Annotated in this window: 12 protein-coding genes and 2 pseudogenes; 9 read left to right on the forward strand and 5 right to left on the reverse strand. The window is 58.7% G+C overall.

Going from position 1 to position 12,869, the window contains the following annotated elements; translation table 11 throughout:
* The first annotated feature begins 15 nt into the window (after nucleotides 1-15).
* Nucleotides 16-1,179, forward strand: coding sequence for a Rossmann-fold NAD(P)-binding domain-containing protein (locus BSG20_RS23265; protein ID WP_072378713.1), 1,164 nt, complete (start codon nucleotides 16-18; stop codon nucleotides 1,177-1,179).
* Here BSG20_RS23265 and BSG20_RS23270 read toward each other — a convergent pair.
* The gene (locus BSG20_RS23270) at nucleotides 1,176-2,219 is read right to left on the reverse strand and encodes a C45 family autoproteolytic acyltransferase/hydrolase (protein ID WP_072378880.1); all 1,044 of its coding nucleotides are present in this window, start codon (nucleotides 2,217-2,219) and stop codon (nucleotides 1,176-1,178) included. The genes BSG20_RS23265 and BSG20_RS23270 overlap by 4 nt on opposite strands.
* Before the next feature lie 145 nt (nucleotides 2,220-2,364).
* Here BSG20_RS23270 and BSG20_RS38445 point away from each other — a divergent pair, with 145 nt between their 5' ends.
* Both BSG20_RS38445 and BSG20_RS23275 read left to right on the forward strand, forming a co-directional pair.
* Entirely contained in the window at nucleotides 2,365-2,496 is a 132-nt protein-coding gene (locus tag BSG20_RS38445; RefSeq protein WP_280142203.1) for a glycine zipper domain-containing protein, read from the forward strand.
* 411 nt (nucleotides 2,497-2,907) lie between these two features.
* Entirely contained in the window at nucleotides 2,908-3,093 is a 186-nt protein-coding gene (locus BSG20_RS23275) for a hypothetical protein (RefSeq protein WP_072378711.1), read from the forward strand.
* A 195-nt stretch (nucleotides 3,094-3,288) separates the two neighbouring features.
* On the opposite strand, the gene BSG20_RS23280 is transcribed toward BSG20_RS23275, so the two are convergent.
* A complete protein-coding gene (locus BSG20_RS23280; protein ID WP_072378709.1) occupies nucleotides 3,289-4,974 on the reverse strand; it encodes a Na/Pi cotransporter family protein in 1,686 nt (561 codons plus the stop codon).
* Between the two features lie 1,188 nt (nucleotides 4,975-6,162).
* Between BSG20_RS23280 and BSG20_RS23285 the strand changes: the two genes are divergently transcribed.
* Complete coding sequence (locus BSG20_RS23285; RefSeq protein WP_072378707.1) at nucleotides 6,163-6,405, forward strand: DUF982 domain-containing protein; 243 nt, start codon at nucleotides 6,163-6,165, stop codon at nucleotides 6,403-6,405.
* A gap of 299 nt (nucleotides 6,406-6,704) precedes the next feature.
* On the opposite strand, the gene BSG20_RS23290 is transcribed toward BSG20_RS23285, so the two are convergent.
* Nucleotides 6,705-6,992, reverse strand: coding sequence for a DUF982 domain-containing protein (locus BSG20_RS23290; protein ID WP_072378705.1), 288 nt, complete (start codon nucleotides 6,990-6,992; stop codon nucleotides 6,705-6,707).
* 288 nt (nucleotides 6,993-7,280) lie between these two features.
* Here BSG20_RS23290 and BSG20_RS23295 point away from each other — a divergent pair, with 288 nt between their 5' ends.
* The gene (locus BSG20_RS23295; protein WP_072378878.1) at nucleotides 7,281-7,541 is read left to right on the forward strand and encodes a hypothetical protein; all 261 of its coding nucleotides are present in this window, start codon (nucleotides 7,281-7,283) and stop codon (nucleotides 7,539-7,541) included.
* A 411-nt stretch (nucleotides 7,542-7,952) separates the two neighbouring features.
* Here BSG20_RS23295 and BSG20_RS36600 read toward each other — a convergent pair whose 3' ends face one another.
* Entirely contained in the window at nucleotides 7,953-8,204 is a 252-nt protein-coding gene (locus BSG20_RS36600) for a hypothetical protein (RefSeq protein ID WP_083539971.1), read from the reverse strand.
* A gap of 335 nt (nucleotides 8,205-8,539) precedes the next feature.
* Between BSG20_RS36600 and BSG20_RS37665 the strand changes: the two are divergent.
* Nucleotides 8,540-8,725: pseudogene (locus BSG20_RS37665) on the forward strand (nuclear transport factor 2 family protein); the annotation flags it as partial.
* A 144-nt stretch (nucleotides 8,726-8,869) separates the two neighbouring features.
* Here the strand turns inward: BSG20_RS37665 and BSG20_RS23310 are convergent.
* Entirely contained in the window at nucleotides 8,870-9,853 is a 984-nt protein-coding gene (locus tag BSG20_RS23310; RefSeq protein ID WP_072378876.1) for a zinc-dependent alcohol dehydrogenase family protein, read from the reverse strand.
* A gap of 883 nt (nucleotides 9,854-10,736) precedes the next feature.
* Here BSG20_RS23310 and BSG20_RS23320 point away from each other — a divergent pair.
* From BSG20_RS23320 to BSG20_RS23330, 3 genes and pseudogenes are all read left to right on the forward strand, one after another.
* Nucleotides 10,737-10,955, forward strand: a complete 219-nt coding sequence (locus BSG20_RS23320; protein ID WP_244551819.1) for an Hsp20/alpha crystallin family protein — start codon at nucleotides 10,737-10,739, stop codon at nucleotides 10,953-10,955.
* 430 nt (nucleotides 10,956-11,385) lie between these two features.
* On the forward strand, nucleotides 11,386-11,697 hold the full coding sequence (locus BSG20_RS23325; RefSeq protein ID WP_072378697.1) for a DUF5335 family protein: 312 nt from the start codon (nucleotides 11,386-11,388) through the stop codon (nucleotides 11,695-11,697).
* A gap of 937 nt (nucleotides 11,698-12,634) precedes the next feature.
* Nucleotides 12,635-12,869 (forward strand): annotated as a pseudogene (locus tag BSG20_RS23330) (IS66 family transposase); the annotation flags it as partial.

The following is a 12,869-nucleotide window of genomic DNA, read 5'->3' on the forward strand; positions in this document are numbered from 1 at the left end:
TTGGAGGAGATCGCAATGACTGCGAGTAGGAAAACACCCCATATTCTCATTATCGGCAGCGGTGTGCTGGGTGGCGATGTTCTTGATTTTCTGCTTCAGAGCGGGCGGGACTACGCCTTGACTGTCGGCGTGAGAAGACCCGAAACCGCGTTGCTGCGGGTCAATCTCGCGCGCTATACGGCGATGAATCTCGGTCGAGAGCCGCACGTCGATATGATGCCTCTCGATTTGATGAACATCGAGCAGACAGCCGAGCGCCTGGACAAGGTCAAGCCTGACATCATTTTCAATGCGGCCACGTTACATAGTTGGTGGGTTATCACCAAACTACCTCCTGAGGCATATAAGTCTCTGGACATGGCGCGTGGGGGCGTGTGGACGCCCATGCACCAGGTCCTCGTGCGTCGCCTGATGAAGGCAGTGCGACTGGCTGACAGCCCCGCAGTCGTCGTCAATGCTTCCTATCCTGATGTCGTCAATGCGTCGCTTGCCGCAGAAGGGCTGTCCCCTGCGGTTGGCATCGGCAACATCGCAAATGCGGTCCCGGGTATTCGCCTTGCCGCAGCTTACATGCTCAGGCGCGATCCAGCAGCGATCGACATCCGCTTCTTTGCCCATCACTATCTGAGCTACCGAATGCCAAGCACCGGCGGAACGGACGGTGCTCCCTACCATCTGACAATTTATGCTGATGGCGCCGAAGTCCCCGCGGCCGAGATTGATCACAACGTTCTGTTTTCTCATGTCGCCGGGCGGTTCCGGCGGGTCAAAGGGCTTGCCGGGCAGTCCGTCACCGCATCCTCTGCGACCGCGATGCTCCATGCGGTCGCCTCTCGTTCCGGCCAGGTTGTTCATGGGCCTGGGCCGCTCGGTCTTGTCGGCGGCTATCCGATCCGTGTGTCGCCGACGGGTTTTCTCGTCGATCTGCCGGCCGGTCTGACGCTTGACGAGGCAATCGACATCAACCGGCGCTGCCAGCGCTACGACGGTATCGAGAGTGTCGATGATGACGGCACTGTTCGCATGACGGAGGCGTCGTCGAAGATCATGAGGGAGGTGATCGGCTACGACTGCCGTCCGTATCGGCCGGATGAATGCGAGGAACGAGCCGAAGAGCTTGCATCGCGCTTTGCCGAATATGCTCGTCGATCGGGCGTCAACGATCTTTCCGTGGCCTAGGCCGCCGCGGTCCATGCGGTGTCGAAGGCGTGAAAATCGCCCCGGTCCGGCCGTCCGAGGCAAATCGATGCGCGTCGCCTCCTGCATTCGAAGATGACGGAAAATGCCGTCTGTGTCGGTTCTCGCGGGGACGCGGTCTTGCATATCGCGTCTGGCGCACCATTGGTGTCCGACAGAAGGCGGCAGATACCAGCGACGTCACTGATACAATGGAGCTTGGCAGCTCGAAGCCGCTCTCGGCTAGAGGGATAGATACGTGCCGCTGTTTCTATGTCCTCCATGATCGCAACCGACGACGTGAGAGGATGATTTGTATGAACGATTGGGCTTCCCGTGAGGGCAACAGGGCCGATTGATGGTGAAATCTCCACACCGTCCACCTGGGCCGAGGCGTCTGCGAGGAGGTAGCAGCGTCCGGACATGTGGCTGACCCGTCGAAGTGTCGCCAGCGCACCGGCAGTGTGCCGCTCTTTAAGGATCAGGCGTCTGACCACGAGGCTCGGCATTCCGTGGGCGGCAGCATCAAGCATGAGATCGTTCGTCACGAACGCCAAGCCGGCACGATTCATTCCGACCCAGCCGAGCGTGCCGGGGGACGTCACCATGATCAGGCCGCCATCGTCATCGTCAATGCCATCGTGGACGAGAAGAACGAGCTCCTCTTCCGTGCCAGGAAGCGCGTCCCAGTTTTGCGCCAAGACCGCGCCAGCCCCTGTAGCGCATGCCACCGTAGTGCAGCCGTTGGCAACCGCACCATCGAAGAACTCGAAACCGGAAAGGAGATAGATATCAAGCGGAGCCAATCCACTTCCGTCAGCGATGCCTTTGAGCTCCGCGACAATGGTAGGCGCCATACCCTCAAGCAGCCGCCAGGAGTTGGCCGCGCGCCGCTCCGCGCGCAGCCAGGCCCGATCCGCCGTCGATCGCCTGAGGCGCAGGAACGACGTTTGGATCGATGTGGACAATGCAACGCCGTGTTGCTTTCCGCGGGCGTAGGCATCGCCGCGCAGATGGAGAATCGGAATTTTACCAGAACTCATAGCGTGGCCCATTTTTGAAGATATATCCACAATATGGATTCTCGATTTTTCCGAGTCTACGCGTGTACAAGCTGTCGGTGTGCGAAAGTTGACTGCTACTACGGGTCGATGCTCGGCGTGCGTTCACGTCACGAGGAGGCAAGGCATGGCACTTGGAATTGCAGTCGGAATTGACCTCTGTGCTGTCATCGGGACCGCACGTCATGACATCTCCATCGGCACCGCGATTGGTATCGCGATCGGTGCAGCCGTTGGCGCTTTGCGTCACTCGATTTAGCCAACTCAAATAAGCAAGCGCGGCGAGGAGCCAGCGTACCTCGCTCTGCTCTCCGCATGATCGCCTGTCGCCGCCGCGCCACCAGGTTATGGAATGGAACAGGAAACTCGAGCAGGAGTTACATACTCATGCAGCTCGAAGAGGAGAAGGTTTTCCCATGAACAACATTGTTTGGCTTGTCGGCGCAATCGTTATCGTTCTCGCAATTTTGAGCTTCTTCGGTCTACGCTGATCCGTCGGGGCAACGAATCCCAAGCTGGTCTCCAATCGTCCGGCTAATCTACTGGTCGCGCGTCCGTCGCAGGAGGATGCGCAGGCGATGCTAAGTCCCTAAGATTTCAGGGAGCGCGTCTTATTTTATTGCAAGCTAAAATAGACTTTAGTAGCATCTTCACGTCAGGGGAGGATTTCATGCAGCAAGTAGAGCTTGAAGGCGCCGATTCCATCATGGCAACCAGGGTCTGGAGCGTGCCGGAATTTTGCGCTCGCCACCGGTTGGACAATAATGAGGAAGCGAGGCTGATCGTGCTGTTCGGCCCGTTCGCGACGGCAGCTGAGCTCATGCACAACATGACACGTGCGCCAAAGTTCAGGTAAAAGGTTCCACATTGATCGCTCACGCGGGCTCGGTTGCATACGAAGCTTCGCACCGAAAAGGGTAATCCGGCGCTTTGGCTTGGGTCCAGTCCCCGATCAATTGACCCTATACCCACCAAAAAACAAGGCGGGTCTGGGCTGCGCAATCATTTATGATGCCACGCGGTTTTTCGACTTTATCCGCCGGTTGGACAGTTATAGACGTCTCTCGTCGAGGTCACGGCTCAGCCCATCATGCCCGCCGTGCCCGAGGAGATGCGTCGCCGAACGCCAGGCATGATAGGCGATCCGGTCGAGCCGACGGGCAGCGTCGATCCGCGCAAGGGCATCCGCGGCGGTCAGCTCTCCCGGCGCGACGGAGGCAAGGGTGGTGGCGCGATGATCTCGCTGCAGGGCTTCGAGCTCCGTTGCCGCGCTCTTGAGCTCGGCGAGCGCCGCGGCAACCTCCGACGAAACGTTCCAGCCGATGGGAGCCGCCTGCGCGCTGAGGGCGCATTCCGAGGTGATCGAGCCACCGACCGCCTGTGCCGCATGCATGGCTTGTGTGCACAGCGCGGTGGCACGAGGATCATGAGCGAAGTCGGCCGGCTGTCCTTCGAGCCTGCCCTCCTCCATGACTTCCACGAGGCGGGAGGCGTGATCGAGCGCGTGTAGCGTGCCCGTCATGCGGAGCCGCTCGGCCTCCGTCTCGGGCGGCTCCTTCAATTCGGACAGGAAATCCCGCACCTCCTCGAGCGTGGCGGCGGCCGCAGTGCTCTGTGCCGCTGGGCCGGCTCCGCCCGAAAGTGCTGCAGAAACCGAGGCGGCGGTTGTCGCGAGGACGTCTGCCACGACACGCCGGGCGGTCTCGACCGCGACTACCGGACTGGCGAGTGCGCTTGGATCGAGCGCGCGCTGAAGCGCCGTCTGCTTGGCGGGCAGGAGCCACTCCACGACGCGGGTGAACCACTGCGTCGCCGGCAGGAGTACAGCGACCCCTACGATGTTATAAGCCGTGTGGTAGGCGGCAAGGAGCGTCATTCCGTCGACCGACGCAGACAAGACTTTCATCAGCGCCGCCGTGAACGGAAAGGCGGCGATGGCGATAAGCGCGGCTATGACCTTGAACAGCACATAAGCAAGTGCGAGGCGCTTGGCCGTCGCGCTGGCGCCGATGGCCGCCAATGCGGAGCTCGTTGCCGTCCCGATATTCTGGCCGATGATCAGAGCCGCACCCTGCTCCAGGCTCACCGCCCCGGCGTAGAAGGCCGAGATGGTAACGGCGATGGCGGCCGTAGAGGACTGCATGACCGCGGTCATGGCAAGGCCAACAACGATGAGGCTCATGAGACCGACCGAGCCTTCGACCCAGCCAACTCCCGCTACGCCGAGCACTGCGGGCAGGTCAGACGGATGCAGGCTCTGCGCAAGACCTCCCATGCCTTGCTGGAGGGTGGTCAGCCCGTAGAGAACCAGCGCGAAGCCTGCGAGCGCACCGCCCGCCGCCGCGATACGCCCGCCCGCCAGCAACTTGGCTAGCGCGCCAAGGAAGATCAAAGGCAGCGCATAGGCCGAAAGCGAGACGCGCACGCCTATCAGTGCCACGAGCCAGCCCGTGCCCGTCGTGCCGATGTTGGCGCCGAAAACGAGACCGAGTCCTTGCGGAAAGGTCAGAAGGCCGGCGCTGACGAGACCGATCGTCGTCATCGTTACAGCGCTCGACGACTGCACGAGCAGTGTGACGATGGCGCCCCAGAAGGCACCTGAGAGCGGCGTGGCCGCGGCCTTGCCGAGGGCGGTGCGCAGGGCGGATCCCGCCAACGCCTTCAGGCCGTCGGTCATGACGGTCATGCCGAGCAGGAAGAGCCCGACGCCGCCGAGTATGGCAATTGCTGTCGACATACACGTCTCTTTCGGTCTGCGCTTCGGCCTTGAGCGCGTTGGAGTTGTACTGCTAGCGGACCTAAGGCGATAGTCTATTCATGGCAATGACGTACTCTGGGTCGGTGAGCTGCGAATAGTGATGCTCAGCGGTCCGAGTACCTGGAATTGGCGCCAGCGTCGATTCCGCACTCCGATTCCTGCAGTGGCGGCCTGCTCGTATCGTGCGTTGTGCTCCATGGGGACGTACTGAATCGGCAGCTTTCGCTGGCTAGTCAACCCGACACGGTCGGCGCAGTCAATTGCGTCCACCTCGAGTGGGGGTTGAACCGCAGACCCGGCAGACGTGGTGTGCTCAGGAGACCGTTCCAGACGAGGTGCCGGCTATTGGCTGAAAATGCTCCAGCCGGCTCGACATGCCCTGGTCAGCGATAATTTCGCTTCCGCTCAGCGCGGCCGCCTTGTTCGAAGGCAGAAAGGCCACCAAATTTCCGACATCCTCGACGGTGTTATAGGTTCCCGTTGCGTGCGCTTTCAGGAAGTGCGCCGCCAGGCCAGGGGTTTCGGCCTCCAGAGGCCTGTTTGGTGTTCACTGCCCCTTACGGGGTGCCATATGCCGGAGTATGGCAAGCGAGCAAAATCATGATCTTGCAGATGTGTGAGACAGAGCGACAGCTCGCCTAATCACTATGCTTTTTGCCTGTTATGTCTCACGCTGAACGCATGCGACGACCATGAATTCACTTGCTACCGACCTATATCAGCGTATCGTTCGCGGGGTTGGCCCCATTGTTTTTCCCGGGCAGAGCCGATTGGGAGATCACAAGTGCTCTTGCCATGACAGGAGCCATTTGATGAACTTTCTCACCGAGGTCGACCTCACTGACGAACAACTTGATACGGTGACGTCTACCATCCAGGCATGGTGCGCGAGCCAGCGTGTTGATCCCTAGGGGGTTTCAGCCCGTGCAGCTGCAGCTCTTGCCCTCGAACTGCTTTCAACACACCCTTCGGTAACATCGGAAGAGTTGCTTGGTTTACTCTCGAACCGACTTTCTGGCGCCGGGAGCAAGTAGCATGGAACTCCTAGCCATTACGACGGTTCACCGAGTGGATCGCCAAGTAAGATTTCCTTCCCTCATGCCACACGCTGGCTAACTGCGCGGTCCACCATTTAGCCCATCACTCCAATTTCGAATCGGAGAGCCTGTGTCGGCACCTGGGTGGATCGCCGTAATCGTTGAGCGCAACCAAGCGTTCCACATTATCGGATCCGCAGAAGACGCCCTTGATCTACTGTTTACGAATTGGCCGGTCGTTAGTGGCACCGCCTTCGTGTTAGCCATGGAGACGTGCGCTGGCACAGCGACGGGCGCGGTGACCGAAGGAGAGGCCCAGTCGGCATTTCTTGCAGCGGCCCGTGATGCGAAGGTGGTCTGCAGGATCGCTTAGTACCGACGCCGAGCCGCTTGGCAGTACCTTCGATCGCCGGGAAACGGTGTGGCCAGTCATGGCCGCTTCGGGTGAGAACCGGGACATTGCCGTCGTTGAGGAGACCGCGATGCATACCCGTCGCATTTGATCTCGCAAATCCAATCTCGATTGGCGCACGCGGCGCAAGAAGAGCAAGGCATGGCGTCTATGCGAGCCGGCATTGGATCAAGGGGAAGGAAGGGTCACGCGGCTTTTGGGCGCGCGAACGCAGCTCCTGGGTGTCAGCCTGAAGCGGCTGAGAACGTGGCGGTCTCGCACTAGCTGGCCTTCTTCATCTTGGCCATATCGTCGGGCAGGATATGCATGCCTGCCTCATGGGCGGCATCGACAAATGCAGCGCGAGCGGTTTCGCCGTCGACATAAAACTCTATGGCCTCGATCGATCGCATGAGCGCCCTATGGTATTTGGCGCCGCCGCGATGATGCCATTTGCCGCTTAAAAGCATGCCGGCGAGTTGTTGGACGGTCTCTGCCTTTCGATACCGTCCGATGCCATCGATCTCGACTTGCATAGGCTTGATGAAAACAGGAAGATCGGCGTCCATTTCGAAACTCCTTGACATCTCGCGGATTAGTAAAGTGCCAAGTGATTCGTTTGTCTAGGCAGGACAAAATAAATAGGAGTCCGCGGAACAAACCTTCTCGCACGGAGTTTCTGCACCGCGTTGAGAACGTAACTCCTCTCGATGTCCACACAATCCCTTAAGCCCCGCGCTCTCCGCGGGGCATTTTTTTGCAACCTTGTGGAACAAATCAGCGATATTGACGTTTATATTCTCGCATTGCTTGCATTTAAGGCCGCGTCTGTTTCATTGCAAAAGGGTTCTTGGAAGATGGAATCCGCACACTTCGACAGCTTTCGCTATGGATTGGCGGCCCTTCTCATGCGCCGTCCACACCTCCGTCCCTATGCCCATATTGCACACCGGTGGACCGAAGACATCGAGAACTATGGCGACGCAGTCAGGTTCCGCGAGAAGTTGCGTGCTGAGGATGGCGACAAGATGCTCCTGGAGGAATGCGAGCGACTCTGCATCGAGCTCGAGGACGAGGTGCAGTCCTATTTTGCTGCTTCGGGCCTCGACCTGCCGTGACGAATTCTCTCCCCAACCCATCGCCATGACAGTACGATGGCACTTATGCCAACGGCGCTGACTCATGGAACGACTTTAGGTAAACCCTCCTTCAGCCCGCCTGAAGTCTCACTGGTGTCCTGTCGCCAAGGCAGGATGCGTTGAGGGGCCAGGCTCTCGACAGCTTTGCGATGCTTACGCGGCTCTGAACCTTCTCCTCGATGCTCGACTAGGACTTTGGACCGACTGGCGCGCTCCCATGATTGGAGTAGTCTCATGGTGTCCTGATCTTTGATAGGCAGGATAGAAAGGGAAGCCCCTCGCCAACCCATCCTGGGGCTTCCCTTTGCAGGCTTGGGCCGAACCTCAAGGCAGGCTTTGACTCTATCGTCTCAACGTAATGTTCGCTCTCCTATCGGGCGATGAGAGCGATCACAATGTGGCGGATGACGTCGGCAAATGCGACACCCAGCGCCATGCTTCCGATCCCAATAACCTCGGCAGCCATGTCGCGTGCCTCGCGTCATCGACACCCGCAACCAGCCCCTTCGATGCCTGAAACTTTCGGATCACGGTCTGCTTCAGGCCCGGCACGACCGGCGCCAGCGCCGAATGCTCGCGGCGATCGTCGAAGCCGTTCTTGCCGCCGTTGATCTTCTTGGTGGTGGTCTCGATAGCTGGCATAGCGATTGAGGTTGTGGCTATCCTCCCAGAGCGGTACAAATCCCTCCCATAGATCGGTGTTGACCAGATCCGGACTGGTTTATTACCCCGAATTTTTCACCGAAAGGTAGGCAATCTACGTCTAATGGACGAAGTGCCAACAATGAGCGGTTGTGGTTTTATGAAGCCGACCGAGATGCGGTCAGTTTCTCTTGTAACGCGTTAGGAAGCTCGCCCGCCCCGGCGGGCTTCTTGCTGTCATGGCCTGATGGAAGCGAGGAAGGTCAAGATGAAGCCCCCCTGCAACGAATGACGGCTACACCCACGGCCGTCGGGCCTGCCGCGGATAGGCACAGGAAGGTGATACGGTGGTAGTGTTGTTCGATGCGAGCGGAACCGCGCGGGACGGCAAACCGTACACGAACACCTATGCGTGGTTCCTTGATCTCCAGGACGGGAAGATCGTGGACGCATCTGCGTTCTTCGACAGCATTTCCTTCAATGACTTGTGGAGCAGACTCCCGGCTTCAGCGGCCCAGTAAATCGCGCGCGCGGACCCGATCTCAATCTCGTCGATGGGCGCGATGGCGTGAAGTCATCGCCGACTCTTCAAGGCGTTTGCCACCATCGCTAGCACTAAGGCGCTGGTGTCTGCAGCATAATTTCCTCTCCATGGCAGATGCGGATTAAGTTACAAGGACGGCCGCGCCATTTAGACGACCTGCTCGCAGATTTGCCAGTGCATCGTTGGCCTGCGCCAAGGGATAAGGGGTTGTGACCGTTCGAATGTTAGCTGCTCGTACGACCTCCAGGAACTCGTGAGCATCAGTCCGGGTAAGATTAGCCACCGACACAACTCGTCGCTCCCCCCACAGTAGGCGATAGGGCATGGCAGGAATATCGCTCATGTGGATGCCGCCGCAGACAACCGTACCGCCTTTCCGAACGGCAGCCAGTGCCTTGGGTACCAGCTCGCCCGCGGGAGCAAAAAGGATGGCGGCGTCGAGCGGTTTCGGCGGAACTTGGTCAGACGATCCCGCCCATACCGCTCCCATTTCCAATGCAAAGCGCTTTCCTTCGTCGTCTCCCGGCCGGACGAACGCATAGACCTCCTGCTGTTTCCAGAGGCAGACTTGCGCCAAGATATGAGCGGCGGCACCGAAACCATATAGCCCGATGGTTTTCCCGTCACCCGCCATCGTCAGTGATCGCCAGCCGATTAAACCCGCACAAAGAAGCGGCGCAGTAGCAATCGGATCCAAGCTCTCCGGCAAAACGAACGCGTAATTTGCATCGGCGGCAACATGTGTCGCAAACCCGCCGTCGAGGGTATAACCCGTGAAACGCGGAGCGTCGCAGAGATTTTCTTTTCCACCGCAGCAAAACGAGCAACTGCCGCAGGTGTGACCAAGCCACGGCACGCCAACCCTTCGACCTAGCAACGTTTCTGGCGCGCCGGATCCTAGCGCGACGACGATCCCTACGATCTCATGGCCAAGTATCAGGGGAAGCTTTGGATCTGGAAGATCGCCATCGAACACGTGGAGGTCTGTCCGGCAGACGCCGCAAGCTTCAACCCTGATCAAGACCTGTCCCGCTGACGGCGACGGATCCGGCAGTTCGACAAGGCGCAGAGGCGTCCGAACTCTGTCAAGCATCATCGCCCTCACGTCAGCCTCCATTTATCGAAAGGTAACTCTAATCAGCAACACACCGAACGCACCTGCCTTGACCTGGATCAAAGACTCCTGCCCTACCTCGCGATAGAAATGGAGCATCGGCTTCACTGAATTCCATGCGCTTGCGACGACGAGGAGGAAGGCAAAATAGACCATATCGCAACCCGTACCCTCAACGCCAATCCTAACCTCATTCCCAGTTGCTCCCTTGCTCCAAGCAATGCGAGGACAAGGGACGTGGATATTCTGCTTGATCGGTCAGATGACGACCACTGGGTCGTGACCATGATCTCGTTACGGGCGCAAAACTGGGCCGCCCACGAACTTTGCTGCGCGCTTCGCCCTTGCTTCGCCGGAAGCATGCGTCTTGACATAATGAGCGCAGACCGGCTGCTGAAGAACGCGCGAAAACAAGGATTCAAGACAGAGTTCGTGGGCCTTTGTGGCAAGGACATCTACTAGCGACCAGGTCTCCTAACCGGTTCCGACCGTCGGCTATGCGTCGTGCTCCAGGTCGGCGCACAACTGGCCATACTCTGCCACCAACTGACCGTGCTCGGAAGTCCGCATCTGTCGCGAAATCTAACGGCTTCGCTGTAGGATTCGCAAAACTCCGTCACCCAATATTCCTCTCCTTGAAAATACGGAGAGCCGGACAGCGCATGGAGTGACGCCCAAACATAAGCGAAGGCGTCAATACTATTGAGCATTGCACAAACCAGTGTTCGAGTTTGAATGATATAGAGTGCAAGCACGGTTTCCAGCCACGTTTTCGGTGTTCGCCCCTGAGACAACCGAACGTCACCCAGACAGGTGGACCAACGTCTCATCGGCCGCTTGCACGATATTTCTTCTTTGCCCTCACCAACAAACATTGACTAACGTCAAAGACAATACGCAGGGCGGCGATAAGCTGACATCCACCCAACAGGAAAAGGCGTATCACGTTTCGGAACGTCACTACGGCTCGTTTCAGCGCTCCTTCCGGCCTCCCGACGCCATCGAGGCTGACAAAGTCAGCGCGGTTTTCGCGAAGGGCGTTCTCAAAGTGACGCTTCCCAAGAGCCCCACTTCGAAGCGGAATGATCGCTAGATCGAGATCAAGGCCGGCTGACCTCGGCACAGGTGTGTGCGCCCGAGCACCCGCCACCATTGCTGCAGGCCGATGACTGCAGCAGGCGAAATTTGAGACTGAACCTACGGACGAACGGAGGACAAAATGAACGGACCGCGCTGGCAAGCCCATTGATAACAGCAGCGGGAGTTTTAGTATTTCTTGCTCCCTGGCTTGTAGCAGCCACGTCCATCGAGCCGGCCATCAGTTCGCCCGCCTCTTGGACGATTGAGCGCAGTCATCATGGGCGGCGTGGTCGTCGTCGTCGCCGCGTTATCCGCGTTTGCGGGATCCGGCACCGGAAGAGCTTGGGAGAAGGACGATGGTTGTCCAGATGTCGCGCACTGCAGAAGCGTTGCTCTCAGGAGCGGGTTGCTGCGGGATGGAGTGGACAGTAGGAGGTAGGAAAATGGGATTGAAAGTTCTCGCAAAGGCCGAATGGGCGACTTACTTCTCGCATCTCCACGAAGCCGTGCAAAGCAAGGAGATCAAAATCGAAGTCGTGGGCGCGACCGTTGGCGATCAGATCCTTGTGAAGTCCAGCCCTCTGCTGGGGGCGACGTACGAACCCAAGGAGGACATGCTCGAGCTTTCGGTCAAGGGCATGACGCATGTCGTCGAAAGGCCGCGGAAAATCACGGTTCAGGATGAGGAAGGAGAGGTCGTCGCGATCGAAGTGATCGATTTCGCCGAGCGGCAGCAGATCCTGACGTTCACCTAGCGTAGATGAGGCTCGGCGAGATGATGAACGTCAACGACGGCGCATCCTGCCTATTCTTCAGCTTATCGGCTACAAGATCGCTAATCCGACGACAGTGAGGACTAAAAGGTCGATTTTATGGTCGGTTTATGCATTCCTCGCAGATGCCGTATTCCATCGAATTATCCTCCGACAATGCAACCTGCTTTCTGCAGCATAGGCAGGTGACCGATTCCCGACGACGCTTCGGGCATCGGGGCGGAGGAATGATTTCCATTTTGAGGCTGCAGTCGCGAAACCCCTTTGCGCTTTCCATTTTCGCCACTCCTCATCCACGTTACCCTAGAAATGGTAACTGCGAATGATCGAATCTAGATCTAGGCTTTGCCACCTTCCCAATCTCTGTCTTCGTTACTCCGATTCTACCTGTGTGCTCTCCCGCCACCGCACCTGGTGCCCGAGCTTCCTCGGTTCCTGGCCCTAAATCCTTTTGCGTGAGCATTCATCGCCGTGTGTTGGGTTCAGGGCGCGCCCCTCCCCTGCCGGGCCGCCCCCCTGGCGTGGGTGATGATGTCTGTGCGACGCAAGTGACAAGTCACTCATGTGATCCTCGCCGCGCAAGCTGGACGGACCTTCGGCGCTGAGCGCGTATCGGCGGCTGGGTGATAATCCGTCGACGGTGCGCAACACCGCAACGCTGGTGAGCTCGAGGTATGCGGGAGTTGCCGCTGGCGTCATGCAGGACGAGGTTCCTCGCAATGGACGAGTTCGCGGTCGATCCACAACGCAGCGCAGGCTGGGTAAATTACAGGCGCTCGGACCATCCCCCGCCGGCGAACGGGTGATGAGCTCGTCAAGACCGCGAGCTGCTTCCTCCTCCGGGCGCAACTGGGTACCTGGAGCATTTTTGGTGGCAGAAGGGATTCCTGTTTTTTGTAAATCATGAGATTCTTCCTTCATGACGAAGCGCCGCCTTCCCATGATCGAGCATGCCGACACGCTGTCGCTGAAGGCGTTGCGAGAGCTGGTGACAGGTCTGGTAGAGCGGGCTGATCGGGCAGACATCCGGATCGAGAGGCTCGAGGCCGAAAACCAAAAGCTTCGTGACGAGAACGACCAGCTCAGGATCGAGAACACACGGCTGAAGGTCGACAACCAGCTTCTGCGTGACGAAATTGCGCGGCTGAAGAACC

This window comes from Rhizobium tibeticum, assembly GCF_900110205.1.
Taxonomy (GTDB): Bacteria; Pseudomonadota; Alphaproteobacteria; order Rhizobiales; family Rhizobiaceae; genus Rhizobium; species Rhizobium tibeticum.